The organism is Henriciella algicola (assembly GCF_003576245.1).
Lineage (GTDB): Bacteria > Pseudomonadota > Alphaproteobacteria > Caulobacterales > Hyphomonadaceae > Henriciella > Henriciella algicola.
The window spans coordinates 256,869-283,832 of sequence record NZ_QWGA01000007.1; the positions used below are offsets into that span (position 1 = coordinate 256,869).

Consider the following 26,964-nt stretch of genomic DNA (forward strand, 5'->3'; position numbering starts at 1 on the left):
TGGTCATGAGTGAAGCCCTGAAAGAGCTTGGCGAGCATATCAGCGACTCGTGCGCTGATATGGTGAAAAGCTTCCATGTGAAGCATGGCGAGCTGACGCTGCTCGCTGAGCGCGATTCGATCCTGCGCCTTTCGAAATTCCTGAAGGACGACAATCAGTGCGTGTTCGAGACGCTGATCGATATTTGCGGTGTCGACTATCCAGAGCACAGCCAGCGCTTTGAGGTCGTCTATCACTTCCTGTCGATGCGCCTGAACCAGCGCATCCGTGTGAAGGTTTCAACCGATGAGAGCGCGGCTGTGCCAAGCCTTACCGGCCTGCACCCGAGCGCCGACTGGTTCGAGCGCGAAGCGTTTGACATGTACGGCATCCGCTTTGCCGGCCACCCGGACATGCGCCGTATCCTGACCGACTATGGTTTCGAAGGGTATCCGCTGCGCAAGGACTTCCCGCTGACGGGCTATACCGAAGTGCGTTATGACGACCTTGAAAAGCGGGTCGTCTATGAGCCGGTGAGCCTGGTTCAGGAGTACCGAAACTTCGATTTCCTTTCGCCGTGGGAAGGTATGACCAAAGACCTGCCGGGCGATGAAAAGGCGGAGAAGGAGGCTGACAATGGCTGATAGCGCTTACATTTCGTCCTCCGACGACGACCGCAAGTTTACGCTGAACTTTGGCCCGCAGCACCCGGCTGCGCACGGCGTGCTCCGCATGATCATGGACCTCGACGGCGAAGTCGTCGAGCGGATCGACAGCCATGTGGGCCTTCTGCACCGCGGCACCGAAAAGCTGCTGGAGTACAAGACCTACCTTCAGGGCCTGCCTTATTTCGACCGGCTCGACTATGTCGCGCCGATGAACCAGGAGCATGCCTGGTGCCTTGCGATCGAGCGGCTGCTCGGTCTCGAAGTGCCGCGCCGCGCCAAGTTCATCCGCGTGCTGTATTCCGAAATCGGCCGCATCCTGTCGCACATGCTGAACATCACGACGCAGGCGATGGACTGCGGTGCGCTGGCCCCGATCACATGGGGCTTTGAAGAGCGCGAAGTGCTGATCGGTTTCTATGAGCGTGCCTCTGGCTCGCGCATGCACTCTGCCTATTTCCGTCCGGGCGGCGTCCACCAGGACCTGCCACCTGATCTTCTCGACGATATCCTGCACTTCTGTGGCCGTTTCCCGGACGCGATTGCGCATATCGAGGGGCTGATCACTGACAACCGCATCTTCAAACAGCGCAATGTCGATATTGGCGTCGTGGATGAGAAGATCATCATGGAATGGGGCTTCTCAGGCGTCATGGTGCGTGGCTCTGGCCTCGCATGGGATCTTCGCCGTTCGCAGCCCTACGAAATCTACGACGAGATTCCGGGCGACGTCTTCAAGGTCGTTGTCGGCAATAATGGCGACAATTACGACCGTTATGTCTGCCGGATGGAGGAGATGCTCATCTCCTGCGACATCATGAAGTGGTGCATCGAGAACATGCCGGAAGGCGAAGTTCTGCTGGCTGGATCGAAGGTGTCGCCGCCGCGCCGCGGTGACATGAAGCGCTCGATGGAGGCGCTTATCCACCACTTCAAGCTCTACACCGAAGGCTTCCACGTGCCCGAAGGCGAGGTTTATGCCTGCGTCGAGGCGCCGAAGGGTGAGTTTGGTGTGTATCTGGTTTCTGACGGGACGAACCGACCATATCGCGCAAAGATCCGTGCGCCGGGCTATCCGCACCTCGCGGCCATGGATCACCTGTGCAAGGGGCATATGCTGGCAGACGTCTCTGCCATACTGGGTTCGCTCGACATCGTGTTTGGGGAGATCGACCGCTAATGGCACTTCGCCGTTTTGATCTTGAGGCTGGGGGCGAGACTTTCGCTTTCAAAGCCGAAACAGAGCCGACGATTGCGTTCTGGCTGGGCAAGTACCCAGAGGACAAGAAGCGTTCGGCTGTCATCCCGCTGCTGTGGCTGGCGCAGAAGGACAATAATGGCTGGCTGTCCGAGCCGGCCATGCGCACGGTCGCTGACCGTCTCGAGATGCCGTATATCCGCGTCTATGAGGTTGCGACCTTCTACACGATGTTCCGCCTCCAGCCGGTCGGCAAGAATCACGTCCAGCTTTGCGGCACGACGCCTTGCATGTTGCGCGGTGCCAACGACCTGAAGAAGGTCTGCGAGAAACGTATCGGCAAGAAGATGGCCGTGACCGATGATGGCCGCCTGTCCTGGGAAGAGGTCGAGTGCCTCGGCGCCTGCGTGAATGCGCCGATGGTCCAGATCAATGACTATTACTATGAGGACCTGACGCCGGAGTCTCTCGATGAGATCCTGTCGCGCCTTGCTGGGGGTGTCGACGTGCCTCCGGGGACGTTTGTCGATCGCCAGAACAGTGCGCCGATTGGCGGGGCGACGACGCTGAAAGAGGCGGCCCTGTTTGACGGTTCGCGAAATGGTGTGTCCGGGCTGCCGAACCTTCCAGAAGCGACGAAGGGCGATAACCCTGAGCCGGAAGCCAAGGGTGAGCCGGCCCGTTCGAAACCGACCAATACCGACCGCGAAGAGCCCTCCAAGGCGACGGTGGAAGCTGCCGACGAAGAGGTGGAGCTTGAGGGTGAGCGTCCAGCCGCATCTGAGGCCAATGCTGAAGGCGGTGATGATCTCAAGAAAATCAAGGGCATCGGGCCGAAAATTGAGAAACAGCTCAATGAGCTTGGTGTGAACACCTTTGCGCAGATCGCGGCATGGAGCGGCGATAATGTGAAATGGGTTGACGGGTATCTGTCTTTCCGGGGCCGGATTGAGCGGGAATCCTGGATCGAGCAGGCCAAGACACTTGCATCTGAGGACAAGAGCTAATGCTGCAGGACAAGGATCGCATCTTCACCAATCTTTACGGCGCGCACTCGCCAGGCCTTGAAGCGGCCAAGAAGCGCGGTGCCTGGCATCTCACGCGTGAGATGCTGCAGCAGACGCCGGAATGGATCTGCGACCAGATCAAGGCGTCCGGCCTTCGTGGCCGCGGCGGTGCTGGCTTCCCGACGGGCCTCAAATGGACCTTCATGCCGAAGGAAGTCCGTGACCGGCCGCACTATCTGGTCGTCAATGCGGACGAGTCCGAGCCGGGGACGTGCAAGGACCGCGAGATCATGCGCCATGACCCGCACCTTCTAATTGAAGGCTGTATGGTTGCGTCCTATGCGATGCGCGCGCATGCCTGCTACGTTTATCTGCGCGGCGAATACATTGCCGAGCGCGAAGCGCTCGAGAAGGCGGTGAAGGAAGCCTATGAGGCGGGCCTGATCGGCAAGAACAACAAGAATGGCTGGGATTTCGATCTCTACGTCCACCATGGCGCAGGTGCCTATATCTGCGGCGAGGAGACGGCGCTGCTCGAAAGCCTCGAAGGCAAGAAGGGCCAGCCGCGCCTGAAGCCTCCATTCCCGGCCAATGCTGGCCTCTATGGCTGCCCGACAACAGTGAACAATGTCGAGTCGATCGCGGTTGCGCCGACCATTCTGCGCCGCGGCGCCGAGTGGTTTGCGGGCTTTGGCCGTCCGAACAATACCGGCACGAAGCTGTTCTGCGTGTCCGGCCATGTGAACAAGCCGTGCAATGTCGAAGAAGAGATGTCGATCACTTTCCGTGATCTCATCGAGACCCATTGCGGCGGTATTCGTGGCGGCTGGGACAATCTGAAGGCGGTGATCCCGGGTGGCTCATCGGTGCCGATGGTGCCGGCCGAGCAGATCATGGACGCCTATATGGATTTCGACACGCTGCGGGACCTGCGTTCAGGTCTTGGTACCGCGGCTGTCATCGTGATGGACAAGTCCACGGACCTCATCCAGGCGATTGCGCGGATTTCCTACTTCTACAAGCATGAGAGCTGCGGCCAGTGTACGCCGTGCCGTGAGGGCACGGGCTGGATGTGGCGCGTGCTGGAGCGGATGGCCAAAGGGCAGGCAGAGATGTCGGATATCGACATGCTGCTCGACGTCGCAGGTCAAGTCGAAGGTCACACGATCTGCGCCCTTGGCGATGCTGCGGCCTGGCCGGTACAGGGCCTCATCCGCCACTTCCGCCATGAGATCGAAGACCGCATTTCCGAATACCGGGCGCCGCGCACCATGGTGCAGGGCGCAAACGTGGCAGCGGAGTAGGGCAGACACGACTGATGAGCACGCTCCGCAACATCCTCACGACCATCTGGTGCGCCGTGATCATCGGGACGAATACGTTCGCCCTGATCGTCATAGCGCAGTATTTCGGCGTGGATGTGCTGGCGCTGAATTCAGTTTTGCTGCCAGTGATGCATATGAGCGCTATGATCGTGCTCGGCATCCTGTCGCTGGTCTCGACCAAGTATCTCTGGGTGATCCTGGGGGTGTCTGTGCTGTCACTTGTGCTGACGCTTGCGCATGACATGCTCGTGATGCGGGTCTGGCGCCCGTCCACGATGCTGGACAGCCTGCTGGTGATCGTTCCGACCTATCTCCTTGCGCGCTGGAATTCGCTGTCGCGCGAGACGAAATTCAATCCCGTACAAGAGTTCTAAAGCGATGGCTGACGACCTTTTCAAACTGAACATCGATGGCAAGGACATTGAGGTGCCCAAGCACTACACGCTGATGCAGGCGTGTGAGGAAGCTGGCGCCGAGATTCCGCGCTTCTGCTATCATGAGCGCCTATCGGTGGCCGGCAATTGCCGTATGTGCCTGGTTCAGTGGAAGGGCGCGCCGAAGCCGATTGCGAGCTGCGCCCAGACCGTTGGCGACATGCGCCTCAACCCTGATGGCACTCCGCCGAACATCCTGACGTCAGGCGACTATGTCGAGAAGGCCCGTAACGGGGTGATGGAGTTCCTCCTCATCAACCACCCGCTGGATTGCCCGATCTGCGACCAGGGCGGTGAGTGTGACTTGCAAGACCAGGCCATGGCCTATGGCCGATCCGGCTCGCGCTATGCGCTGAACAAGCGCGCGGTCGAGAACAAGAATATGGGACCGCTGGTCAAGACGATAATGACCCGCTGTATCCAGTGTACGCGGTGTGTGCGCTTTGCGGCCGAAGTCGCCGGTGTCGAAGAGCTGGGCATGATTTCGCGCGGCGAGGATGCCGAGATCACGACTTATCTGGAAAAGTCGCTGTCGTCGGAGCTTTCCGGCAATGTCATCGACCTTTGCCCGGTCGGCGCGCTGACGTCGAAGCCTTATGCTTACAATGCGCGCCCATGGGAGCTGCGCAAGACCGAGTCGATCGACATCATGGATGCGATGGGCGCGGGCATCCGCGTCGACGCCAAGGGTGCTGGCGTGATGCGCATCATGCCGGTCATCAATGAAGAGGTGAACGAGGAGTGGCTGTCAGACAAGTCGCGCTTCGTCTGGGACGGCCTTGCCCGCCAGCGCCTCGACAAGCCTTATGTTCGCGAGAATGGCAAGCTGCGTCCGGCAAGCTGGAGCGAGGCGCTCCAGAAGACCGCAGAGGCGTTGAAAGCCTCGAAAGAGAAGACGGGCTTCATCGCAGGTGACCTCGTCGAAGTTGAACAGGCCCGCGCGGCGCTGGACCTTGCTCGCAGCCTCGACATTGCATCGACTGATTGCCGCCCGGCAGGCGCAACCTATGGCGCTGATGGTGTTCGTGAGAAGTACATTCTGAACCCGACGCTGATGGGCGTTGAGGAGGCCGATGCGCTCCTGCTGATCGGCACCAATCCGCGTGTGGAAGCTTCGGTCTGGAACGCACGTATTCGTAAGGCCTGGCTCTGGAATGATCTTCAGGTCGGTCTGGTCGGCGAAGGCGTCGACCTCACCTATGACTACGATCACCTCGGCACGGGCCCGGCAGACCTTGATGGCCTGCTGAAAGGCGACAGCGCTTTCGTCAAAGCTTTCAAGAATGCCAAGCGCCCAATGGTTGTCGTTGGTGAGCATGCGCTGGTTGGTGAGAATGGGCTGGATGTGCTGAACGCTGCGCACCAGATCGCGCTCGATGCAGGTGCAATCACCGAGGAGTGGAGCGGCTTTGGCGTGCTTCACAATGCAGCTGGCCGCGTCGGCGCGCTCGATACCGGTTTCGTGCCGGGCGAGGGCGGTCTTGATACGAAGGCCATGCTCGAAGGCGGCGTTGATACGCTGGTCCTTCTGGGCGCTGACGAACTCGACCTCAGCAAACTTGGCGATACGACCGTGATCTATGTCGGTTCGCACGGTGATCGCGGCGCATCGCGCGCCGACATTATCCTTCCTTCTGCGGCCTATACCGAGATGGAAGCGACCTATGTGAACACCGAAGGCCGCGTGCAGATGACCGGTAAGGCCGTCCAGCCGAAAGGCGAGGCCCGTGAGGCCTGGGCGATCTTCCGCGCGCTTTCCGAGCTCACCGGCAAGCCGCTGTCCTATGATTCGGCAGACCAGCTTCGCGAACAGATTCGCGAGCATAATCCGGTCTTTGCAGGTCTTGGCTTTGCCCCGGGCAAGTCCGGCCATGAGGCGCTGTCCAAGGCGCCTGAAAAGGCCAAAACCCTCGCCGGAGCGCGTCCTTTTGAAGCGCCCTTCGAAGATTTCTATCTGACCAACCCGATCGCACGGGCGTCAAAGACGATGGCGGAATGCTCGCTCATGAAGCGTGGCCTTGAAACGCCGGTAGCAGCGGAGTAGGCGAGCGCCATGAGTGCATTCATCCAGGAACATGGACTGCTTTTCGGCTGGCTGACCGTCATTGGTCAGATCCTGCTGTTTACGGTTGTCCTGCTGCTTTCGCTGGCCTTCCTCCTGCTCATGGACCGCAAGGTCTGGGCAGCTGTGATGATGCGCAAAGGCCCCAACGTTGTCGGGCCTTTCGGCCTGCTTCAGAGTTTTGCGGACTTCGGCAAATTCCTGCTGAAGGAAATCATCATTCCGGCGGGCGCGAACAAGACGGTCTTCCTTCTGGCGCCCATCCTGTCGCTGACACTGGCATTTGCCGCCTGGGCCGTGATTCCGGTTGCGCCAGGCTGGGTCGTTGCTGACCTTAATGTCGGCATTCTTTACCTGTTCGCCGTCTCCTCGCTTGGTGTCTACGGCATCATCATGGGCGGCTGGGCATCGAACTCGAAATACCCGTTCCTCGGCTCGCTGCGCTCTGCAGCGCAGATGGTGTCTTATGAAGTCTCTATCGGCTTCATCATCATCACGGTGATCCTTCTCGTAGGATCGATGAACCTCAGCGACATCGCGAACAACCAGTCGGGCGGCTTCTGGACCTGGCACGTGTTCAGCTTCAACAACATCATACTGTTCCCGGTGATGGTGGTCGTCTTCGTGATGTTCTTCATCTCGGCGCTGGCTGAAACCAACCGCCCGCCATTCGACCTTCCGGAAGCGGAATCCGAACTCGTAGCCGGCTATCAGGTGGAGTATTCCTCCACGCCGTACCTCCTTTTCATGATCGGTGAGTATCTCAACATCGTGCTGATGTGCTCGATGATGACGCTGCTCTTCCTTGGCGGCTGGCACGGGCCAATTCCGTTCGGCGAAGAGTTCGTCTCGAACTTCCCGGTCTGGATGGTCAATCTTGGTCACCTCGCCTGGTTCATGGCGAAGACCGTTTTCTGCTTCTTCCTGTTTGCACTCGTGAAGGCTGTCGTGCCGCGCTATCGCTATGACCAGCTGATGCGCCTTGGCTGGAAGATCTTCCTTCCGACCTCGCTGGCCGCCGTCTTCATCGTTGCAGGCTATGTCGTTTACACAGGAGTTCAGGCATGAACATCGTTCAGTCCCTCCGCGGCGCCATGATGACGGACTTCCTGCATGCCTTCAAAATCGGCATCCAGGAAATGTTCAAGCGCAAGGCGACCGTGAACTACCCGTTCGAGAAGAACCCGCTCAGCCCGCGTTTCCGCGGCGAGCATGCGCTGCGCCGTTATCCGAATGGCGAAGAGCGCTGCATCGCGTGCAAACTCTGCGAAGCGATCTGCCCAGCACAGGCGATCACCATTGAGGCGGAGCCGCGCGAAGATGGTTCGCGCCGCACGACCCGCTATGACATCGACATGGTGAAGTGCATCTATTGTGGCTTCTGTCAGGAAGCCTGCCCGGTAGACGCCATCGTCGAAGGGCCAAACTTCGAATTCGCGACCGAAACCCGCGAAGAACTGTATTACGACAAAGACCGTCTGCTTGCGAATGGCGACCGCTGGGAGCGCCTCATCGCACGCAATCTTGAACTCGACGCGCCGTACCGTTAGGGCGGGGCGCCTTCACTTTCCTGCAGCGGTCTGACCGCTGGCAACATTGGGGCTCACACCGGTGGAACTCATCGCCTTTTACATATTGGCAGCGATCGTGACGGTCTCGGCAGTCGCCGTGATTGCCGCCAAGAACCCGGTTCATTCCGTGCTCTGGCTGATCACGGCCTTCTTTACATCTGCGGGCCTGCTCGTCCTGATCGGGGCGGAGTTCCTCGCCATGTTGCTGGTCGTCGTCTATGTCGGCGCGGTCGCGGTGCTCTTCCTGTTCGTGGTCATGATGCTGGATGTCGATTTCGTCGAGCTGAAGCAGGGCACGCTGGGCTACTGGCCGTTTGCCGCCCTGGTGGGTGTCGCATTCGCGGCCGAGATTGCGCTGGTGACCTTTGCGCGCGCCACGACAGGTGATGAGATCAACGCCAATCCGGGCGCGGCAACAAACGCCGAGGCCATCGGGCAGGTGATGTACACCGAATACCTGCTGCTGTTCCAACTCTCCGGTATCATCCTGCTGGTCGCCATGATCGGCGCGATTGTCCTGACTCTGCGCCACAAGCCGCATGTGAAGCGCCAGAACATCGCCAAGCAGACCGCACGCACCCGCAAGGATGCGATCCGCCGCATCGACGTTGAGTCAGGCAAGGGGCTTTAGGTCATGGATATTACCGTCAATCACTTCCTGGCTGTCTCGGCTATCCTGTTCACGGTGGGTGTCGTCGGCATCTTCGTGAACCGCAAGAATATTATCGTCATCCTGATGGCGATCGAGCTCATCCTTCTGTCCGTCAATATCAACCTGGTCGCCTTCTCGGTGTTCTCGGGCACGATTGTCGGCCAGATCTTCGCCATGCTGGTTCTGACAGTGGCTGCTGCCGAAGCGGCCGTCGGGCTCGCCATTCTCGTTGTTTTCTTCCGCAATCGCGGCGACATCGCCGTCGAGAGCATCGACCTGATGAAGGGCTAGGCCGGATATGCTTCCTGATTTTGCACTTCTCTTCATCGTCCTGGCGCCGGGCCTCGCTGCCCTGATCGCCGGGGTGTTCCAGAAATATGTGACCGATACCGGCGCCATGGTGATCACGACCGGTACGGTCGGGCTTGCTGGCATCCTGTCGGTCATCCAGCTTTTCATGTTCGCCTTTGGCGGCGGTGTCGCGGAGGCGGTGCATACCGCAGCGCCAGCAGCCGGGGATCATGGGGCGGCCGTCGTCGCGCCGGTCCAGCACATCATCACGCTGCTGAACTGGATGGATGTTGGCCAATTCCAGGCTGACTGGGCGCTCCGCGTCGATGCGATGTCCATCGTCATGATGGCGGTCATCACGGGCGTTTCCGGCCTCGTCCACCTCTATTCATGGGGCTATATGAGCGAAGACCCGCACCGGGCGCGGTTCTTTGCCTATCTGTCGCTCTTTACCTTCATGATGCTCATGCTGGTGACGGCGGACAATTTCATCCAGCTCTTCTTTGGCTGGGAAGGTGTTGGTCTCGCGTCCTACCTGCTCATCGGCTTCTGGTATACGAAAGCAGCCCCGAACAGCGCTGCCATCAAGGCCTTCGTGACAAACCGCGTCGGCGACTTCGGTCTCGCGCTCGGTATCATGGGTGTGTTCGTGGTGTTCGGTTCGGTTGAGTTCGAGCCTGTGCTGAGCGCCATCCGTGAGAATGCGACCGTAACGCCGCTGGCGCTTGCTGAGGCTGCGCCGATCCGCGAGCTGATCGTGCCATTCCTCGGCCTCAACGTTCCGGCGCTTGAGCTGATCGGTGTGCTTCTCTTCATCGGTGCAATGGGTAAGTCGGCGCAGTTCTTCCTGCACGTCTGGCTGCCGGACGCCATGGAGGGCCCGACGCCGGTTTCCGCGCTCATTCACGCCGCGACCATGGTGACGGCGGGTGTCTATCTCGTCTGTCTCGTATCGCCGATCTATGAGTACGCACCGTTCGCTGCCGGCATGGTGACGCTGATCGGTGCTGTGACCGCGCTTTATGCGGCGACGGTCGGCATGGCGCAGAACGACATCAAGCGCGTCATTGCGTATTCAACGTGTTCGCAGCTTGGCTACATGTTCTTTGCCGCTGGTATCGGCGCCTATCAGGCCGCGATGTTCCACCTGTTCACGCACGCCTTCTTCAAGGCGCTTCTCTTCCTCGGGGCAGGCTCTGTCATTCACGGGATGCACCATGAGCAGGACATGCGCCGCATGGGCGGTGTCGCGAAGTTCATGCCGCTGACCTATGCCGCGATGATGATCGGTACGATTGCCATCATCGGTCTTGGTATTCCGCACACATCGTTCGGTTTTGCAGGCTTCTTCTCCAAGGATGCCATCATCGAGACGACGTTTGCGGCCGGATCGAACGGTGTGAGCTTTGGTGTGCTCGCCTTCATCTTCGGTATCGTGGCTGCGCTGCTGACCAGCTTCTATTCCTGGCGCCTCATCTACATGACGTTCCACGGCCCGCGTGAGGACTCGATCCCGGCAGAGGCGCATGGTCATGATGATCACGCTGCGCATGACGATCATGGCCATGATGACCATGGCCATCATGGCGACCCGCATGAGAGCCCGCTCGTCATGCTGATCCCGCTCGGTCTCCTGTCGCTCGGGGCGATCTTTGCCGGCTTTGTCTTCTACGACTCCTTTGTGGGTCACCATCAGGCCGAGTTCTGGGCTGGCGCGATCTACAACGCGGCGGACAACACCGTGCTGGCTGACAAGTACAATGTGCCGGAATGGGTGTTCTGGGCGCCGCTCTTCGTGACGGTGACCGGCTTTCTGATCGCGACCTTTACCTATTTCTTCAACCGGGGTTTCGGGGCGAAGATCGCGGCATCGGGCGGCCCACTGCACAGCCTGTTCGCCAACAAGTGGTACTTTGACGAGATCTACAATGCGACCTTCGTCAAGGGCACGAGCTGGCTGGGCGGCTTCTTCTGGAAAACCGGCGACAAGCGCATCATTGACGGCTTCGGCCCGGATGGCGTGACGTCGCTCGTTCGGTGGGGCTCGCGCCGTCTGTCGGCCATGCACACCGGTTATCTTTATCATTATGCATTCGTGATCATCCTTGCGGCCCTCGTCTTTGGCGCGGTGATCTTCTGGCGTGTCGGAGGCGCGGGCTGATGGGCAATTTCCCAATTCTGACAGCGGTCACCTTCCTGCCGCTGGCTGGTGCCTTGCTGATCATGCTTGTGCAGGCAGCCACGGGCAGCAATGGCCAGGATGAAGAGACGCGTGGGCGCCAGTCGCTCATGGCGGGCCTGATCTTCTCGGCGGCCACTTTCGTGGCGTCGCTGGTCATGCTGGCGAGCTTCGAGGTCGATGCGCCGGGCTATCAACTTGTCGAACAGGTGAGCTGGTTTGCCGGCATCCAGTACAAGCTGGGCATTGATGGCATGTCGCTTCTGCTGATCCTGCTGACGACGCTGCTGACGCCGATCAGCCTCATTGCGTCCTATGGCACGGTGAAGCACCGCCTGACCGAATATACGATCGCGTTCCTCGTCCTCGAGACCTTCATGATCGGCGTGTTCTGCGCGATGGACCTCGTCCTGTTCTATGTCTTCTTCGAAGCAGGCCTCATCCCGATGTTCATCATCATCGGTGTGTGGGGCGGGGCGGACCGTATCTACGCCTCGTTCAAATTCTTCCTCTACACGCTGCTCGGCTCGCTCTTCATGCTGGCGGCCATCGTCTTCATGTACCTGCAGGCTGGCACGTCCGACATCATGGTGCTGGAGACCTATGCCTTCGCACCTGAAGTGCAGACCTGGTTGTGGCTTGCCTTCTTTGCGTCATTCGCGGTGAAGCTGCCCATGTGGCCGGTCCACACCTGGCTTCCGGATGCGCACGTTCAGGCGCCGACGGCCGGTTCTGTGATCCTGGCAGGCGTATTGCTGAAGATGGGCGGCTATGGCTTCCTTCGCTTCTCGCTGCCGATGTTCCCGGATGCGAGTGAGTTCTTCCAGCCTATGATGTTCGCGCTGTCGGTGATTGCCATCGTCTATGCATCGCTTGTCGCTTTCCGCCAGACCGACATGAAAAAGCTGATCGCCTATTCGTCCGTCGCCCATATGGGTTTCGTGACGCTCGGCATCTTCTCCTTCACCGAGGTCGGCGTGCAGGGCGCGATCTTCCAGATGATCTCGCACGGGCTTATCTCCGGCGCGCTCTTCCTCATCGTCGGCATGGTCTATGACCGCGTTCATACCCGTGAGATCGCAGCCTATGGCGGCCTCGTGAACAAGATGCCGATCTATGCGGCCATCTTCATGCTGTTCACCATGGCCAATGTCGGCCTGCCTGGCACCAGTGGCTTTGTCGGGGAAATCCTGACCATGACAGGCGCCTTCCAGGCCTCCACCTGGGCAGCAGCTGGCGCGGCGCTCGGTGTGATATTCTCGGCTGTCTACATGCTGACGCTCTACCGTCGCACGGTTTTCGGCCCGGTTACCAACCCGGCGCTCGAAAACATCACCGATGTCGGCAAGAAGGACCTTGTCACCATTGTCCCGCTCATCATCGGCACCATCCTGCTTGGCGTCACGCCAAATCTCGTATTCGACATCACGCGCGAAAGCAGCCTGCGCGCGCTTCAGATGATCACCGGAGGATAGAGGCACATTATGCTCGACTTTCAGGCGATGATCTCTGCCATTGGCCCGGAGCTGCTGCTTGCGCTCGCTGGCCTGGCCGGTGTGCTTGCTGGCGCTTATATGGGCGACCGTTTCAACGGCCTGTCCTTCAAGCTGGGCGCGGCTACGCTCCTGCTGGCCGCACTCGTTGTCATCATGAACTGGGAAGGCGGCGAAGCCTTTGGCGGCCTCGTCACGACCGGCCCGTTCGTGAACTTTGCCAAATGTATCAGCTTCGTAGCCGGTGCCGTGACGCTGCTCATGGCTGAGGGTTTCCTCAAGCGCCATGAGACGATCCGTTACGAATACCCGCTTCTGGTGATCTTTGCCTCACTCGGCATGGGGATCATCCTTTCGGCGTCGAACCTGATGACGCTCTATATGGGTATCGAGACGCTCAGCCTTTCGTCCTATGTGCTGGCATCGTTCCACCGCGACTCGATCCGCTCTTCGGAAGCCGGCCTGAAGTATTTCGTTCTGGGCGCGCTGGCCTCGGGCATCCTGCTTTACGGCATTTCGCTGGTCTATGGTTTCACCGGGTCGGTCGACTATGGCGATATCGCGAGTTCTGAGCGCACGATTGGCCTTGTTTTCGGCATGGTGCTGATGATTTCCGGCATGGCGTTCAAGGTGTCGGCAGCGCCGATGCACGTCTGGACGCCGGACGTCTATGAAGGCGCGCCGAGCCCGGTTGTCGCCTTCTTCGCGACGGCGCCGAAAATGGCGAGCATGGTGGTCTTCGCAAACCTGCTCTTCACCGCGTTTTCTGGCGTGTTCGAAGACTGGCAGATGATCATCGGCATCATTGCGACGCTTTCGATGCTGATTGGCGCCTTCGGTGCGCTGATCCAGACGAACCTGAAGCGGCTTCTTGGTTATTCCTCGATCGCCAATATGGGCTATGCGCTGGTCGCTGTCGCGGCAGGTGCCGAGTATGGCGCGGCAGCGCTTCTGGTGTTCATGACGACCTATGTCATCGCATCCATCGGTCTCTTTGGCGGTGTCCTGTCGATGCGCCGCGAAGGCGGTATGGTCGAGAGCATTGATGAGCTCGCTGGCCTTGTGCGCCGCCGTACGGGTCTTGCCATCGCGCTGACGATCCTCGTGATTTCGGTTGCAGGTTTCCCGCTCGCCGTTGGCTTTATCGGTAAGCTGGTCGTGTTCCAGGCAGGCTGGAATGCCGGTCTCCTGCCGCTGCTCATCGTGCTGGTGCTAAGCTCCGTGATCGCATTCGGTTACTATCTCCGCATCATTCTGGTGATGTGGGTGAAGGAGCCAGCAGAGCGGTTCCAGCCGGTAGGTGCGACGGTGGCCCTTTCGGTCTATGCGGCCGCGGCTGCCTGTCTTGTTCTCTTCGTCTTCGTGTCGCCATTCATTGACTGGGCGACGCAAGCGTCGGCCGGGTTCATTCAGTGAGACCAGACGCACCAGTTCTCTGGTTCGACGAGATCGACAGTACGAATGAAGAAGCTCGCAGGCGGGCGCAGGCCGATGATTTCGGACCGGTCTGGATTGCCGGACGCAAGCAGACCGCTGGTCGTGGTCGCCTTGGCCGCCAATGGGATTCGCCAACCGGCAATCTGTTTGTCACCGCCCTGTTTGAAGAAGAGGGCGGGCTGGTAAAGGCGACCCGCTACCCCTTCGCTGCCGGGCTCGCCATACTCGATGCCGCGTCGGCCTTCATCGAAGGCGGTCAGCTTCAGCTGAAATGGCCGAATGATGTGCGCGCGAGTGGCCAGAAGCTTTGCGGTATTCTGGTTGAGGCTGGCACCACGACGGCGAAGTCCTGCTGGGTCGCGTGTGGCATGGGGGTGAATGTCCGGTTTGCGCCTGAAGGCGCAGGGCAGGCGGCAACGAGCCTGCTGGACCTTGGCGCACCTCAGATCGTCAACGCAGAGATGTTTCTCGACGCGCTTCGTCCTGCTTTCGTGAAACGCAGCGCGCAGGCCTCATCTGACTTTGAGAGCCTGCTCGCCGATTGGCAAAAGCATGCCGAAGGACTGGGCAAGCAGGTGACTGTCGGCAAAGGCGCTGACGCGCAGAGCGGCATCTTCAAGGGTGTCGGCCCAGATGGCGCGCTGCTACTTGCAAGTGCTGACGGGACGACGCACACGATCCGTGCAGGCGATGTGGAGCTGGTAAAGGAGATTGGCAGTCATGCTGCTCGCGATTGATGTCGGCAATACGAATACGGTCTTCGCGCTCCATGATGGCGAGGACTGGGTCGCCATGTGGCGCAGCGCCACTGACGCGCGCCGGACGGCTGATGACTATATCGTCTGGCTCGAGCCCCTGATGAATATGCGCAAGGTGTCGAGCTATGACATCGATGCGTGCGTGATTTCCTGCGTGGTGCCGCAGGCGCTGTTCAACTTCCGCAACCTTGCCCGCCGCTATTTCGCGACTGAGCCGCTGGTCGTTGGTGAAGCCTCGGTGGAGCTTGGTGTTCCCATTCGCATCCCGCGCCCTGAACAGGTGGGTGCTGACCGTCTGGTCGCCGCAATCGGAGCGCACATTGCTTATCCGGGCGCGCTGATCGTGATCGATAGCGGCACGGCAACGACGCTGGACATCGTCGGCCCGGATGGCGGGTTTGAAGGCGGCATCATCAGCCCCGGCATCAACCTCTCCATGCGCGCGCTGCACGATGCAGCGGCCCAGCTGCCGCGAATTGCCATTCAACGGCCAGAGAAGATTATCGGCGACTCGACCGTGGCCGCGATGCAGACGGGCGTCTTCTGGGGCTATATCGACCTCATCGACGGCCTTGTCAGGCGCGTGAAGGAAGAATACGGCCAGCCGATGACAGTCATTGCGACCGGCGGCGTTGCCTCGCTCTTTGAAGGTGCGAGCGCGACCATCGACCATTACGACCAGACCCTGATGGAGTCTGGGCTTCTGGAGATTTACCGCCGGAACCGGAAAGGATCCGATGCCAAATAAGGACACGCCCGAACTCGTCTTTCTTCCGCTTGGGGGCTGCGGCGAAATCGGAATGAACCTGAATGCCTATGGCTATGGCCCGGCGCATGACAGGCGCTGGATCCTTGTGGACCTTGGCGTGACCTTTGGCGACGACACCACGCCGGGCATCGACCTCATCACGCCTGACCCTGAATTCATCGTCGAGCATGCTGACCAGATCGACGCGATCTTCCTGACGCATGCGCATGAAGACCATATCGGGGCTGTTGGGCTGCTATGGCCGCGGTTGCGCGCGCCGCTTTATGCGACGCCGTTTACCGCCCATCTCGTCGCCGGTAAGCTGGCCGAGCGCGGGCTGAAACATGTCGATGTGAATGTGGTGCCTCTGGAGGGCGAGGTCGAAGCTGGGCCTTTCAAGGTCCGCTACATGACGCTGACGCACTCCATTCCGGAGCCGAATGCGCTCGCCATCGAGACGCCTGCCGGGACGATCCTACACACAGGTGACTGGAAGATCGACCCTGATCCGTTGATCGGCGAAGGCGTCGATGTCGATGGGCTGAAAAAGCTCGGAGACGAAGGCGTGCTGGCCATGATCTGCGACAGCACGAACGTCTTCGTCGATGGCGAAAGCGGCTCTGAAGCGACCGTGCGCAAGAATCTGATCGAGCTGATTGGCGGGCTGAAGGGCAGGGTGGCTGTGGCGACCTTTGCGTCTAACGTCGCACGCGTGTCGACCGTGATCGAAGCGGCGCGTCAAGCGGGGCGGAGTGTCTGCCTCGCGGGCCGCAGCATGCACAAGATCGTCGATGCGGCCGTCCAGACGGGCGTGCTGAAAGACCTGCCTGACCTCGTCAATGAGGCCGATGTGGGCAGCTTCCCGGCAGACAATATCCTGATCCTCTGTACAGGCAGCCAGGGCGAGGAGCGCGCTGCGCTGGGCCGGATTGCGGCCAATACGCACCGACATATCTCGCTGAATGCCGGGGATACGGTCATCTTTTCCTCGCGTGTCATTCCGGGCAACGAGAAGGGCATCTTCGAGATGCAAAATGCGCTGGCCGAAAAGGGCGTGCGCATCATCACCGACAAGATGTCGAAAGACGTTATCCACGTGTCCGGCCACCCGGCGCGTGATGAGCTGGAACGGATGTATCAGTGGGTGCGCCCGCGTATTTCCGTGCCGGTCCATGGCGAGCGGCGGCATATCGTAGAGCATGCAGGCTTTGCCCGCTCCATGCAGGTGCCCGAAGCTGTGACGCCCCGCAATGGTGACATGATCCGGCTTGCCCCCGGGAAAGCCGAAGTGATCGACACGGTGCCCCACGGCAGGCTGCACCTTGATGGTAACCGGCTGGTGCCTGCAGGCTCTGAAGGCCTGAAGGAGCGGATTGCGATCTCGAAGTTCGGCTATGTGTCGGCCAGCGTGTCCTTTGATGAAACGGGCAGCATTGCTGACGGGCCACATCTCGCGGTACGCGGCATGTCGGAAGAAGACGGTAGCCTCGCCGATGAGTCCGTCGATGCCATTGAAGCTGCCTGCGACGAGGCGCTCGATGGTCTTTCGCGCAAAAAGCGCCTAGATGACGACGCAGTTGAAACCACGCTGGTGCGGGCCATCCGCAAGGCGTGCGAGAGGACCTTCGGGCGCAAGCCGCTGGTCGATGTCATGGTTATGAGAGTGTGAGGGATAAAATGGCTGAAGACTTCAAACTGGGCCCGCTGAACCATGTCGGTGTTGCTGTGCCGTCGCTTCCCGATGCGATCGAGACCTACAAGACGCTGTATGGCGCGACCGACATTACCGAGCCGTTCGACATGCCTGCGCAGGGCGTGAAAGTCTGCTTTGTGAACCTGCCGAACAGCCAGATCGAGCTGATCGAGCCGCTGAACGAAGAAAGCCCGATCCATAACTTCATCCAGAAGAACCCGAAGGGCGGCCAGCACCATGTCTGCTTCGAAGTGGCTGATATTCATCAGGCCGTCGAGGTGATGAAGACGCGCGGCGCGACCGTGCTTGGTGAGCCACGTATTGGCGCGCATGGGACCCCGATTGTCTTCGTGCACCCCAAGAACTCGAACGGTGTCCTCGTCGAGCTGATGGAGACCCCGAAGGGCGACCACTAATGTCACTGGTCGGCGGTATCGTCATCTTCTGCATATCCTGGTGGATGTGCCTGTTCGTCGTCCTGCCGATTGGCGTGCGCGGCCAGTTCGAGGATGGCGAAATCCCGGAAGGCACTGAAGAGGGCGCACCGGCTGAGCCGATGCTGGCCAAGAAAGCGGTCTGGGCGACGATTGGCGCGGTGGTGTGCACGGCAATCGCCGGCATCATCGTCGTGCCATTGCTGCGCTTTTACGGCGCCTGAGCAACCCGGCGTGAAAAAGCGCTGCGTGCTTGCAGGCGCACACTAGCCAATTGCAGCGACTGACAATAACACAGGGGGCCGCGACCCGCCTTGTTAGGAGTGAGCCAGTCTCAATGCGCCTGTCCAGATATTTCCTGCCAGTTTCCAAGGATGTGCCAGCTGACGCGGCCATCGTTTCGCACCAGCTCATGCTGCGCACCGGCATGGTCCGCCAGAATGGCGCCGGTATCTATACCTGGCTGCCGCTCGGCTTTCGTGTCCTCAAGAAGATCGAGCAGATCGTCCGCGAGGAAATGGACCGGGCAGGGGCGGTTGAGCTGCTCATGCCGACGATCCAGCAGGCTGAGCTCTGGCAGGAGAGCGGGCGCTATGAGGCCTATGGCAAGGAGATGCTGCGTATCACCGACCGCCATGAGCGCGAGATGCTGTTCGGCCCGACCAATGAAGAGCTGATCACCGACGTCTTCCGCGCTTATGTGAAGAGCTACAAGGCGCTGCCGCTGAACCTCTATCACACGCAGTGGAAGTTCCGTGATGAGATCCGCCCGCGCTTTGGTGTGATGCGGGGCCGCGAATTCCTGATGAAGGATGCCTATTCCTTCGACCTCACCGAGGAAGGCGCGCGCAAGAGCTATCAGAAGATGTTCTGCGCCTATCTTAATGCTTTCGACCGGATGGGGCTGACCGCTATTCCGATGCAGGCCGACACCGGCCCGATCGGCGGCGACCTTAGCCATGAGTTCATCATACTCGCCGATACGGGCGAAAGCGCTGTGTTCTGTGACCGGGCGCTGCTGGATGTGCCAGCGCCGGGGCTGGACCTCGATTTTGATGGTGAGTTGTCAGACGTCATGGAAAAGCGCACGCAATACTATGCGGCGACCGAGGAAAAACATGACGAGGCCGAATTCGCCAAGGTGCCGGAAGACCGTCAGGTGTCGGCGCGCGGCATCGAGGTTGGCCATATCTTCTTCTTCGGCACGAAATATTCCAAGGCGATGAATGCCACTGTGCAGACCGCCGAGGGTGAGAATGTGCCGGTGCAGATGGGCAGTTATGGTATTGGCGTCTCGCGCCTGGTCGGCGGCATCATTGAGGCCTGCCATGACGAGAACGGCATTGTCTGGCCCAAAGCCGTTTCGCCGTTTGATGTTGGCCTCATCTCGATGAAGCCGAAGGACGAAACGGTCTCGGGCGTGGCTGACGGCGCCTACGCAGCGCTGCAGGCGGCCGGTCTCGACGTGCTCTATGATGAGACCGATGAGCGCCCGGGCTCGAAGTTCAACCGGATGGACCTCATTGGCCTGCCTTGGCAGATCGTTATTGGCCCGCGCGGTGTCGAGGCTGGCTTGGTCGAGGTGAAGAACCGCAAGACCGGCGAGAAGTCCGACATGACGCTGGAGCAGGCCATCGAGATGGTGAAGGCCGACTGATGGCGAAAGCTGCGCCTTTCGGCCAGGTGGAACGCGCGCTCGCCTGGCGCTATCTGCGCGCACGCCGCCAGCATGGCGGTGTGTCGCTCATCTCTATCATATCCTTCTTTGGCATCATGCTGGCCGTGACGGCGCTTATCGTCATCATGTCGGTTATGGCGGGCTTTCGCTCTACGTTGCTGAACGCGCTTCTTGGCGGGCAGGGGCATGTCTTCGTTTCCGTTGGCGGGCTGCCTGAAGCCGATGTCGACGTCCTGACGAATGAGATCATCGAACTCGAAGGCGTCGAGCATGCCTTCCCGATCATCGAGCAACAGGTGCTGGCGACGTCCGAATATGGCCGGACGGGCGCCATTGTGCGCGGTGTCCGGACCGAAGACATCGGAAACCTGCCTTATCTCGAAGGCGGCCAGTCGACGGCGGATGCAGCCGGTTTCGGCGAGGGGCGCAATGGCGGCGATGTGGTTCTGATCGGCGCCTTTCTTGCGCAGGATCTGGGGCTTCGCATTGGCGACAAGATCACGCTGATTGCGCCTGAGGGTGTGGCCGGGCCGTTCGGTGTCACGCCGCGCTCCAAGGCCTATACGATCGGCGACACGTTCACGACCGGCAGTGTCGAACTCGACAAGCTTTACGTGCTGATGCCGATGCAGCAGTCGCAGCTCTTCTTCAACAAGCGCAATGAGTATCAGGCCATCGATGCGCGGCTCTACAATCCGATGCGGACTGAGCCGATCATGGCAGAAATCCGGTCTCTGACAGGCGGGCTACGAGTCGAGGACTGGAAGCTGCGGCGCGCAGCTTATTTCAACGCGCTGAACGTCGAGCGCGGCATGATGCGGGTCATCATGCTAATCCTGATCACCATTACGGCGCTGAATATCATCACGGGCGTTGTGATGCTCGTGAAGAACAAGACGCGCGACATCGCGATCCTTCGCACCATTGGTACGCCGCGCGGCGCGATCATGCGGATTTTTATCATGATTGGCGCAATCCTTGGTCTGACGGGCGCGCTGATCGGCCTCGTGCTGGGCGTGTTGATCGTGCTGAATATTGGTGTGGTCGAAGGCTTCCTGAGCTCCATTCTCGGCCGCGATATCTTCGATGCCGAAGTCTATGGCCTCGATGGCCTGCCGGCAGAGCTCGATTGGGCGGAGGCTGTATTCACGACGCTGTGGGCGATGAGCATGTCGATCCTTGTGGCGATCTGGCCGGCCTGGAGCGCGGCACGTCTCGATCCTGTTGATGCGTTGAGGTTCGAGTGATGAGCGCTGCACCTGTTCTTGAACTTCGCGGCATCGTTCGCGAATACCGCTCTGGCCCAACCGTCCTTCAGGTCCTGGATCATGCCGACCTGACGCTGAACCGCGGTGAGCTGGTCGGTCTTGTCGGTCCTTCGGGGTCTGGCAAGTCGACGCTGTTGCATACGGCTGGCCTTCTGGAGCGCGCCGAGGGCGGCGAAGTCCTGCTGGATGGTGAAGGTGTTCTGAACCTGTCGGACGCTGTTCGCACGCGCCTTCGCCGCGAGAAGCTCGGTTTCGTCTACCAGTTTCACCATTTGCTGCCGGAGTTCAACGCGCTCGATAATGTCGCGATGCCGCTCATGGTGAATGGCGTAAAGCGGAGCCTTGCGCGCGAAAAGGCCCGCGAGCTTCTGGCCGAGATGGGCCTCTCAGAGCGGGTTGATCACCAGCCAGGTGCGTTGTCAGGCGGTGAGCAGCAGCGCGTCGCGATTGCCCGCGCCCTGGTAAATGACCCCAAGCTGGTCATCGCCGATGAGCCGACCGGCAATCTCGACCCGGCAACGACCGAGCGTGTCTTTGCCAGCCTGATCAAGATTGCGCGTATGGAGGGGGCTGCGGTCCTCGTCGCCACCCACAATATGGCGCTCAACCAGCATATGGACCGGGTGCTGACGCTGAAGGCAGGAAAACTCACAGCCTTTGCAGGCTGAGCCCTTCGACTCACTGGCATTACGGGGCATAATCCTCGCCTGAGAGGAGCCCGCCTTGTCCGAGCCGCTTTTTATCCATCTTGCCGTGCGTACCAGCTTCTCGCTTCTCGAGAGCATGATTACGCCAAAGGATCTTAAAGCGTGGGCCGTTGGCAATGGGGTGCCGGCCGTTGCGGTGACCGACAGGAATAATCTGTTTGGCGCTCTGGAGATTTCCGAAACGCTATCTGGCGCTGGCGTTCAGCCGATCATGGCGTGCTGCTTCGATGTAACGGATGGCGGACATCAGGAATGGCTGACGCAGGTGTCTGTCTATGCCCAGAACGAGATTGGCTACAAACGTCTCATGGAGCTGTCATCCTATGCCTATCTTGAGGCGGCGGATGGTGTGCCGCGCCTCAAGAGAGAGCATCTGTTTGAGAAGACAGACGGCCTGATCCTTCTGTCCGGCGGGATGCGGGGCGAGGCCGCGCAGTACATCCTGAAGAACAAGCAAGCTGATGCCGAGGCGACCCTGTCCAGCTTTGCGCAGGCTTATCCGGGGCGCTGCTATGTCGAGCTGACGCGGCATGGCCTGCCGGAAGAGGCAGACAGTGAGCCGGGCTTGCTGGAAGCGGCCTACAAGCTCGGCCTGCCAGTGGTCGCCACCCATGATGCGCGGTTCCTGAATCCGAAGCATGCCCACGCCCATGACGCGATGATGTGTATCGCGAATGGCGAATATCTTGGTCAGGACGATCGCAAGCGGGTCTCGCCGGACCAGTACCTGAAAGCACCTGCCGACATGATTGAGCTTTTTGCCGATCTGCCGGAAGCGGTCGCCTCGACGGTGGAGATTGCGAAACGCTGCGCGGTGCGTGCGCGCACGCATGAGCCGATCCTGCCGAACTTTGGCGACGGCACACGCTCCGAGTTTGAAGAGTTGCGCGTTCAGGCAGAGGAGGGGCTGGAGCAGCGCCTTGCAGAAGCGCCGCAGCTCTACGCGCCGAAAGAGACCTATATCGAGCGGCTCAATTATGAGCTTGGCATCATCAAGAAGATGGGCTTTCCGGGCTACTTCCTGATCGTTGCCGACTTCATCAAATGGGCCAAGGAACAGGGGATCCCTGTCGGCCCGGGCCGTGGTTCTGGTGCGGGCTCCGTTGTGGCCTGGGTGCTGACGATTACGGATCTCGATCCGCTTCGCTTTGATCTTCTGTTCGAACGCTTCCTGAACCCGGAACGCGTGTCGATGCCTGACTTCGACGTCGACTTCTGTCAGGAGCGGCGCGGTGAGGTCATCCGTTATGTGCGTGATAAGTATGGCGCCGACAGTGTGGCCGCGATCATCACCTTCGGTACACTGCAGGCAAAGGCTGTCGTGCGGGATGTCGGCCGCGTCATGCAGATGCCCTACGGCCAGGTCGACAGGCTGGCAAAGCTCATTCCGTTCAATCCTGCCAATCCACCGAAGCTGCAGGATGCCATCGACGATGAGCCGAAATTCGATGACGAAGTCGCGCAGGATCCACGCGTCGGAGAGTTGCTGAAAACAGCGCTGGCGCTAGAGGGTCTGTATCGCAATGCCGGCACGCACGCTGCTGGCGTTGTTATCGGCGATCGTCCGCTTACGGAGCTTGTGCCGCTTTATAATGATCCGCGTTCTGATCTTCCGGCTACGCAGTTTAATATGAAGTGGGCTGAGGCGGGCGGCCTCGTCAAGTTCGACTTCCTTGGCCTGAAGACCCTGACGGTTATCGACCGCGCGCTGAAATTCATCCGGCGCGATGGCCGCGATGTCGGACCTGAATGGGATACGCTGGATGACAAGGACACTTACGAGCTGATGGCCAGCGGCCAGACGCTGGGCGTGTTCCAGCTTGAAGGCCAGGGCATGCGGGACACGCTGCGCAAGGTGCGCCCGCACAACCTTGAAGATGTTATCGCGATCATCTCGCTTTATCGTCCAGGTCCGATGGACAACATCCCGGTCTATGTGGCGGGCAAGGAAGACCCGAAGAACGTTCACTACCAGCACCCTGATCTCGAGCCGATCCTTGAAGCGACCTATGGCGTGCCTGTCTATCAGGAACAGGTCATGCGTATGGCGCAGGAGATTGCGGGCTACTCGCTTGGCGAAGCTGACCTTCTGCGCCGCGCCATGGGTAAGAAGAAGGTCGAGGAAATGGTGGCGCAGCGCGCGCGCTTCCTCGACGGTGCGCAAAAGCTCAAAGGTATCGAAGCGCCGCTCGCCAACGAAATCTTCGACACGATGGAGAAGTTCGCGGGCTACGGTTTCAACAAGTCGCACGCCGCTGCTTATGCGCTTATCGGTTACCAGACGGCCTATCTGAAGCGCCACTTCCCGGTCGAATTCCTTGCCGCCTCGATGAGCCTCGACCTGCAGAACACCGACAAGCTAGCCGCCTTCGTGCAGGAGTGCCGGCGGCTCGAGATCGAGATCATCCAGCCGGACGTGAACCGGTCAACGGCTGACTTTGACGTTGAGAATGGCGCGCTCGTCTATGCGCTGGGCGCGCTGAAAGGCGTTGGCCTTGAGGCCATGCGCCAGCTGGAAGCCGAGCGTGCGGTGCGCGGTCCCTTCCAGTCGCTGCATGACTTTGCAGAACGCGTTGATCCGAAATCCGTGAACAAGAAGTGCTTCGAGCAGCTGTCGCGTGCAGGTGGCTTCGACTCGATTGAGCCGAACCGGGCGACCTGTCTTGCATCGGCGCACCTGCTTTCCGCCATGGCGGTTTCAGCGGCTGAGGACCGGGCTGGCGGGCAGGGCGGCCTGTTCGGTGATGCAGAGCCTGCCGTGAAGGCGACTTTGCAGGAAGTGTCCTCCTGGAATGGCCAGCAGATCCTCGACGAGGAATTGGCCGCTGTCGGCTTTTATCTCAGCGGCCATCCGCTCGACGATGTGCTCGACAGTCTCGAGGAAGGACGCATCACGCTGTCCAACGAGATTGCCGATGTTGCCGTGGATGGGCGACCGCTTGAGCTGATTGGCGTCGTGCGCCGCCGGGTCGAAAAGCCGGCCCGTAATGGTGGCAAGTTCGCCTTCCTGACACTGTCTGACCCGACCGGTGAGGTCGAGCTGATGGTCATGCCGGAAGTGCTCGATAATTTCCGTGATCTCATGTCACCGGCCAGCAGCATTTGCGTCATGGTGAATGTTCGGCGGCAGGAGGAGGAAATCCGCCTCTCGGTGAAGCATGTGAAGCCGATTGAGAAAGCGCGGATCGGTAAGAAAGCAAAGGCGCTCGTCGTGCGCCTGTCGCGCGGGGCAAACTTTGATGAGCTGGCGGCCGTGGCCGAGCGGCTCATCAATGCGCCGGGCGCGGACCGGGGCGAAATCTTCCTTGAGCTACCGCTTGTTGATGGCCGGATCGTCTCCATGAAGCTTCCGGCCGTCTATGCGACGGGGCTTGAGGCGTTGCGCGCGCTCAAGATGGCGTCCGGCGTCTCACGCGTGGACACGCTCGCGGCCTGACAAAGCCCGGTTGCAATTGGGCCCGTTTTACGTATATGGCAGCGCTCTAAACCCCCGATGCGCGGATCATCCGGTGTCGAGCTCAGTGGTTTGAGCCCGATAGTGTCCGTGCCGGTCAACCGGAAGAGGAAGAAAGATCATGGCTCTGCCTGAATTCACGATGCGTCAGCTGCTCGAAGCTGGTGTTCACTTCGGCCACCAAACCCACCGCTGGAACCCAAAGATGAAGCCCTTCATCTATGGCGATCGCGCGGGTATCCACATCATGGACCTGTCCAAGACCGTGCCACTGCTTCACCAGGCGCTGGTCCAGGTTCGCGACACGGTTGCAAAGGGCGGCCGCGTTCTTTTCGTCGGCACCAAGCGCCAGGCTGCGCAGCCGATTGCAGAAGCTGCAGAGCGTTCTGCCCAGTACTTCATGAACCATCGTTGGCTCGGCGGCACGCTGACCAACTGGTCAACCGTTTCCAAGTCGATCAAGCGTCTTCGCGAACTCGACGAAGTTCTCTCTGATCGTGACGCCTCTGGCCTCACCAAGAAAGAGCTCCTCGTTGTTGAGCGTGAGCGCGACAAGCTGCAGCGCGCCCTTGGCGGTATTGCAAATATGGGCGGCCTGCCGAGCCTCATGTTCGTTATCGACACGAACAAGGAGCAGATCGCCATCAAGGAAGCCAAGAAGCTTGGCATCCCGGTTATCGCCGTGATCGATACCAATTGCGACCCGGACGATGTCGACTTCCCGTTCCCGGGCAATGACGACGCCGCCCGCTCGATCTCGCTCTACTGCAACCTGATTGCAGACGCGGTTCTCGATGGTCTGGCTGAATCGTCGGCTGGCCTCGGTATCGACCTTGGCGAGTCCGAAGACATCGACGCGATGGCCGAAAGCGACGTTGCCGCCGCTGATGCTGCTGCCAGCGAAGCTGCTGAAGCAGACGCAGGCGAAGAAGAAGCCAAGGCTGACAGCTAAAACCTGAAACTCAATCTGGAAGGATCATAGAGATGGCACAGATCACCGCCGCTCTGGTCAAGGACCTGCGTGACCGCACGGGCGCAGGCATGATGGATGCGAAAAAAGCGCTCGTCGAAAATGATGGTGACACGGAAGCCGCTGTTGACTGGCTGCGTGCGAAAGGCCTCTCCAAGGCCGCCAAGAAGGCTGGCCGCGCTGCGGCTGACGGCCTAGTTGCTGCGCTGCTGTCATCTGACGGCACGTCCGGCACGCTGGTCGAGCTGAACGCTGAGACCGACTTCGTTGCCCGCAACGAGAAGTTCCAGTCCGCGCTCGCAGGCATCGCCAAGACCGCGCTCGAAACCGACGGTTCGCTTGAAGCAGTCCAGAACGCACCAGCGCCAAAAGGCGATGGTACGGTCAATGACATGATCACCGGCCTCGTTGCGACGATCGGTGAAAACATGACGCTTCGCCGCGTTGCGAAAATGACCGCTGAGGGCGGCCAGGTCGCTGCTTACGTTCACAGCCCGGAAGCTGAGAACATGGGCAAGATCGGCGTGCTCGTGGCTGTCGAAGGTAGCGACAATGCGAAGCTGGCTGAAGCTGCCCGCAAGGTTGCGATGCACGTTGCTGCAACGAACCCGGCATCGGCGACGACGGCTGACCTCGACCCTGAGCTGGTTGAGCGTGAGCGTCAGATCCTGACCGATCAGGCCCGCGAAAGCGGCAAGCCTGACAATGTCATCGAGAAGATGATCGAAGGCCGCCTCAACAAGTTCTACAAGGAAGTTGTCCTTGTCGAGCAGCCATTCGTGATGAACCCGGACCAGACGGTCGCCGCGTTTCTTGAAGAGCAGGGCGCAACGCTGAAGGGCTTTGTGCGCTTCGGTCTGGGCGAAGGTGTCGAGAAGGAAGAAGACGATTTCGCTGCTGAAGTCGCTTCCATGACCTCCGGCTCCTAAGACCTGCAAAACTCATCTTAAAGTCTCCCGGC

24 protein-coding genes are annotated in these 26,964 nt (G+C 60.0%); all 24 read left to right on the plus strand.

What is annotated here, in order from left to right:
- The first annotated feature begins 5 nt into the window (after window positions 1-5).
- The 24 genes from D1222_RS10980 (at window position 6) to tsf (ending at window position 26,932) form a co-directional block, all read left to right on the plus strand.
- Entirely contained in the window at window positions 6-623 is a 618-nt protein-coding gene (locus D1222_RS10980; protein WP_119454304.1) for an NADH-quinone oxidoreductase subunit C, read from the plus strand.
- Window positions 616-1,824 (plus strand): NADH-quinone oxidoreductase subunit D, encoded by a 1,209-nt coding sequence (locus D1222_RS10985; protein ID WP_119454305.1) that lies wholly within the window; start codon window positions 616-618, stop codon window positions 1,822-1,824. Before D1222_RS10980 ends, D1222_RS10985 begins: the two co-directional genes overlap by 8 nt.
- A complete protein-coding gene (gene nuoE / locus D1222_RS10990) occupies window positions 1,824-2,849 on the plus strand; it encodes an NADH-quinone oxidoreductase subunit NuoE (RefSeq protein WP_119454306.1) in 1,026 nt (341 codons plus the stop codon). Before D1222_RS10985 ends, nuoE begins: the two co-directional genes overlap by 1 nt.
- Window positions 2,849-4,153, plus strand: a complete 1,305-nt coding sequence (nuoF, locus tag D1222_RS10995) for an NADH-quinone oxidoreductase subunit NuoF (RefSeq protein WP_119454307.1) — start codon at window positions 2,849-2,851, stop codon at window positions 4,151-4,153. The genes nuoE and nuoF overlap by 1 nt, the downstream gene beginning before the upstream one ends.
- A 14-nt stretch (window positions 4,154-4,167) precedes the next feature.
- Window positions 4,168-4,548 carry a hypothetical protein gene (locus D1222_RS11000; protein WP_119454308.1) on the plus strand — a complete coding sequence of 127 codons (381 nt, stop codon included), beginning with the start codon at window positions 4,168-4,170 and terminating at the stop codon, window positions 4,546-4,548.
- 4 nt (window positions 4,549-4,552) lie between these two features.
- Window positions 4,553-6,652 (plus strand): NADH-quinone oxidoreductase subunit NuoG, encoded by a 2,100-nt coding sequence (nuoG, locus tag D1222_RS11005; protein WP_119454309.1) that lies wholly within the window; start codon window positions 4,553-4,555, stop codon window positions 6,650-6,652.
- Between the two features lie 9 nt (window positions 6,653-6,661).
- Window positions 6,662-7,738: an NADH-quinone oxidoreductase subunit NuoH gene (gene nuoH, locus D1222_RS11010; RefSeq protein ID WP_119454310.1), complete on the plus strand. Its 1,077-nt coding sequence runs from the start codon at window positions 6,662-6,664 to the stop codon at window positions 7,736-7,738.
- Window positions 7,735-8,220 carry an NADH-quinone oxidoreductase subunit NuoI gene (gene nuoI / locus D1222_RS11015; RefSeq protein WP_119454311.1) on the plus strand — a complete coding sequence of 162 codons (486 nt, stop codon included), beginning with the start codon at window positions 7,735-7,737 and terminating at the stop codon, window positions 8,218-8,220. The genes nuoH and nuoI overlap by 4 nt, the downstream gene beginning before the upstream one ends.
- A 61-nt stretch (window positions 8,221-8,281) precedes the next feature.
- Window positions 8,282-8,872, plus strand: coding sequence for an NADH-quinone oxidoreductase subunit J (locus D1222_RS11020; RefSeq protein ID WP_119454312.1), 591 nt, complete (start codon window positions 8,282-8,284; stop codon window positions 8,870-8,872).
- A 3-nt stretch (window positions 8,873-8,875) separates the two neighbouring features.
- A complete protein-coding gene (nuoK, locus tag D1222_RS11025; RefSeq protein WP_119378107.1) occupies window positions 8,876-9,184 on the plus strand; it encodes an NADH-quinone oxidoreductase subunit NuoK in 309 nt (102 codons plus the stop codon).
- Window positions 9,185-9,191: 7 nt separating this feature from the next.
- Complete coding sequence (gene nuoL, locus D1222_RS11030; RefSeq protein ID WP_119454313.1) at window positions 9,192-11,345, plus strand: NADH-quinone oxidoreductase subunit L; 2,154 nt, start codon at window positions 9,192-9,194, stop codon at window positions 11,343-11,345.
- Window positions 11,345-12,838, plus strand: coding sequence for an NADH-quinone oxidoreductase subunit M (locus D1222_RS11035; RefSeq protein ID WP_119454314.1), 1,494 nt, complete (start codon window positions 11,345-11,347; stop codon window positions 12,836-12,838). The genes nuoL and D1222_RS11035 overlap by 1 nt, the downstream gene beginning before the upstream one ends.
- Before the next feature lie 9 nt (window positions 12,839-12,847).
- Entirely contained in the window at window positions 12,848-14,272 is a 1,425-nt protein-coding gene (gene nuoN, locus D1222_RS11040) for an NADH-quinone oxidoreductase subunit NuoN (RefSeq protein ID WP_119454315.1), read from the plus strand.
- Complete coding sequence (locus tag D1222_RS11045) at window positions 14,269-15,030, plus strand: biotin--[acetyl-CoA-carboxylase] ligase (protein WP_182481955.1); 762 nt, start codon at window positions 14,269-14,271, stop codon at window positions 15,028-15,030. The genes nuoN and D1222_RS11045 overlap by 4 nt, the downstream gene beginning before the upstream one ends.
- Entirely contained in the window at window positions 15,014-15,799 is a 786-nt protein-coding gene (locus tag D1222_RS11050) for a type III pantothenate kinase (protein ID WP_119454317.1), read from the plus strand. The genes D1222_RS11045 and D1222_RS11050 overlap by 17 nt, the downstream gene beginning before the upstream one ends.
- On the plus strand, window positions 15,789-17,468 hold the full coding sequence (locus D1222_RS11055; RefSeq protein WP_119454318.1) for a ribonuclease J: 1,680 nt from the start codon (window positions 15,789-15,791) through the stop codon (window positions 17,466-17,468). The genes D1222_RS11050 and D1222_RS11055 overlap by 11 nt, the downstream gene beginning before the upstream one ends.
- A gap of 8 nt (window positions 17,469-17,476) precedes the next feature.
- Entirely contained in the window at window positions 17,477-17,908 is a 432-nt protein-coding gene (gene mce, locus D1222_RS11060) for a methylmalonyl-CoA epimerase (RefSeq protein WP_119454319.1), read from the plus strand.
- Window positions 17,908-18,150, plus strand: coding sequence for a DUF1467 family protein (locus D1222_RS11065; RefSeq protein WP_119454320.1), 243 nt, complete (start codon window positions 17,908-17,910; stop codon window positions 18,148-18,150). The genes mce and D1222_RS11065 overlap by 1 nt, the downstream gene beginning before the upstream one ends.
- A 113-nt stretch (window positions 18,151-18,263) precedes the next feature.
- Window positions 18,264-19,583 (plus strand): proline--tRNA ligase, encoded by a 1,320-nt coding sequence (gene proS, locus D1222_RS11070; RefSeq protein WP_119454321.1) that lies wholly within the window; start codon window positions 18,264-18,266, stop codon window positions 19,581-19,583.
- Window positions 19,583-20,851, plus strand: coding sequence for a lipoprotein-releasing ABC transporter permease subunit (locus D1222_RS11075; protein WP_119454322.1), 1,269 nt, complete (start codon window positions 19,583-19,585; stop codon window positions 20,849-20,851). Before proS ends, D1222_RS11075 begins: the two co-directional genes overlap by 1 nt.
- Window positions 20,851-21,540, plus strand: coding sequence for an ABC transporter ATP-binding protein (locus tag D1222_RS11080; RefSeq protein ID WP_119454323.1), 690 nt, complete (start codon window positions 20,851-20,853; stop codon window positions 21,538-21,540). The genes D1222_RS11075 and D1222_RS11080 overlap by 1 nt, the downstream gene beginning before the upstream one ends.
- Before the next feature lie 55 nt (window positions 21,541-21,595).
- Window positions 21,596-25,015: a DNA polymerase III subunit alpha gene (gene dnaE, locus D1222_RS11085; RefSeq protein WP_119454324.1), complete on the plus strand. Its 3,420-nt coding sequence runs from the start codon at window positions 21,596-21,598 to the stop codon at window positions 25,013-25,015.
- A gap of 139 nt (window positions 25,016-25,154) precedes the next feature.
- On the plus strand, window positions 25,155-25,985 hold the full coding sequence (rpsB, locus tag D1222_RS11090) for a 30S ribosomal protein S2 (protein ID WP_119454325.1): 831 nt from the start codon (window positions 25,155-25,157) through the stop codon (window positions 25,983-25,985).
- Between the two features lie 32 nt (window positions 25,986-26,017).
- Window positions 26,018-26,932 (plus strand): translation elongation factor Ts, encoded by a 915-nt coding sequence (gene tsf, locus D1222_RS11095; protein WP_119454326.1) that lies wholly within the window; start codon window positions 26,018-26,020, stop codon window positions 26,930-26,932.
- The last annotated feature ends 32 nt before the right edge of the window (window positions 26,933-26,964 follow it).

What these genes read in the sequence shown, in the direction of transcription:
- nuoL (WP_119454313.1), top strand. Translation starts at nt 9,192, where the DNA reads ATGCTTCCTGATTTTGCACTTCTCTTCATCGTCCTGGCGCCGGGCCTC.
- D1222_RS11000 (WP_119454308.1), top strand. Translation starts at nt 4,168, where the DNA reads ATGAGCACGCTCCGCAACATCCTCACGACCATCTGGTGCGCCGTGATC.
- proS (WP_119454321.1), top strand. Translation starts at nt 18,264, where the DNA reads ATGCGCCTGTCCAGATATTTCCTGCCAGTTTCCAAGGATGTGCCAGCT.
- rpsB (WP_119454325.1), top strand. Translation starts at nt 25,155, where the DNA reads ATGGCTCTGCCTGAATTCACGATGCGTCAGCTGCTCGAAGCTGGTGTT.
- D1222_RS11050 (WP_119454317.1), top strand. Translation starts at nt 15,014, where the DNA reads ATGCTGCTCGCGATTGATGTCGGCAATACGAATACGGTCTTCGCGCTC.
- nuoE (WP_119454306.1), top strand. Translation starts at nt 1,824, where the DNA reads ATGGCACTTCGCCGTTTTGATCTTGAGGCTGGGGGCGAGACTTTCGCT.
- D1222_RS10980 (WP_119454304.1), top strand. Translation starts at nt 6, where the DNA reads ATGAGTGAAGCCCTGAAAGAGCTTGGCGAGCATATCAGCGACTCGTGC.
- tsf (WP_119454326.1), top strand. Translation starts at nt 26,018, where the DNA reads ATGGCACAGATCACCGCCGCTCTGGTCAAGGACCTGCGTGACCGCACG.
- D1222_RS11075 (WP_119454322.1), top strand. Translation starts at nt 19,583, where the DNA reads ATGGCGAAAGCTGCGCCTTTCGGCCAGGTGGAACGCGCGCTCGCCTGG.
- D1222_RS11035 (WP_119454314.1), top strand. Translation starts at nt 11,345, where the DNA reads ATGGGCAATTTCCCAATTCTGACAGCGGTCACCTTCCTGCCGCTGGCT.
- nuoF (WP_119454307.1), top strand. Translation starts at nt 2,849, where the DNA reads ATGCTGCAGGACAAGGATCGCATCTTCACCAATCTTTACGGCGCGCAC.
- nuoI (WP_119454311.1), top strand. Translation starts at nt 7,735, where the DNA reads ATGAACATCGTTCAGTCCCTCCGCGGCGCCATGATGACGGACTTCCTG.
- mce (WP_119454319.1), top strand. Translation starts at nt 17,477, where the DNA reads ATGGCTGAAGACTTCAAACTGGGCCCGCTGAACCATGTCGGTGTTGCT.
- nuoH (WP_119454310.1), top strand. Translation starts at nt 6,662, where the DNA reads ATGAGTGCATTCATCCAGGAACATGGACTGCTTTTCGGCTGGCTGACC.
- D1222_RS11055 (WP_119454318.1), top strand. Translation starts at nt 15,789, where the DNA reads ATGCCAAATAAGGACACGCCCGAACTCGTCTTTCTTCCGCTTGGGGGC.
- nuoG (WP_119454309.1), top strand. Translation starts at nt 4,553, where the DNA reads ATGGCTGACGACCTTTTCAAACTGAACATCGATGGCAAGGACATTGAG.
- D1222_RS10985 (WP_119454305.1), top strand. Translation starts at nt 616, where the DNA reads ATGGCTGATAGCGCTTACATTTCGTCCTCCGACGACGACCGCAAGTTT.
- D1222_RS11080 (WP_119454323.1), top strand. Translation starts at nt 20,851, where the DNA reads ATGAGCGCTGCACCTGTTCTTGAACTTCGCGGCATCGTTCGCGAATAC.
- D1222_RS11065 (WP_119454320.1), top strand. Translation starts at nt 17,908, where the DNA reads ATGTCACTGGTCGGCGGTATCGTCATCTTCTGCATATCCTGGTGGATG.
- nuoN (WP_119454315.1), top strand. Translation starts at nt 12,848, where the DNA reads ATGCTCGACTTTCAGGCGATGATCTCTGCCATTGGCCCGGAGCTGCTG.
- nuoK (WP_119378107.1), top strand. Translation starts at nt 8,876, where the DNA reads ATGGATATTACCGTCAATCACTTCCTGGCTGTCTCGGCTATCCTGTTC.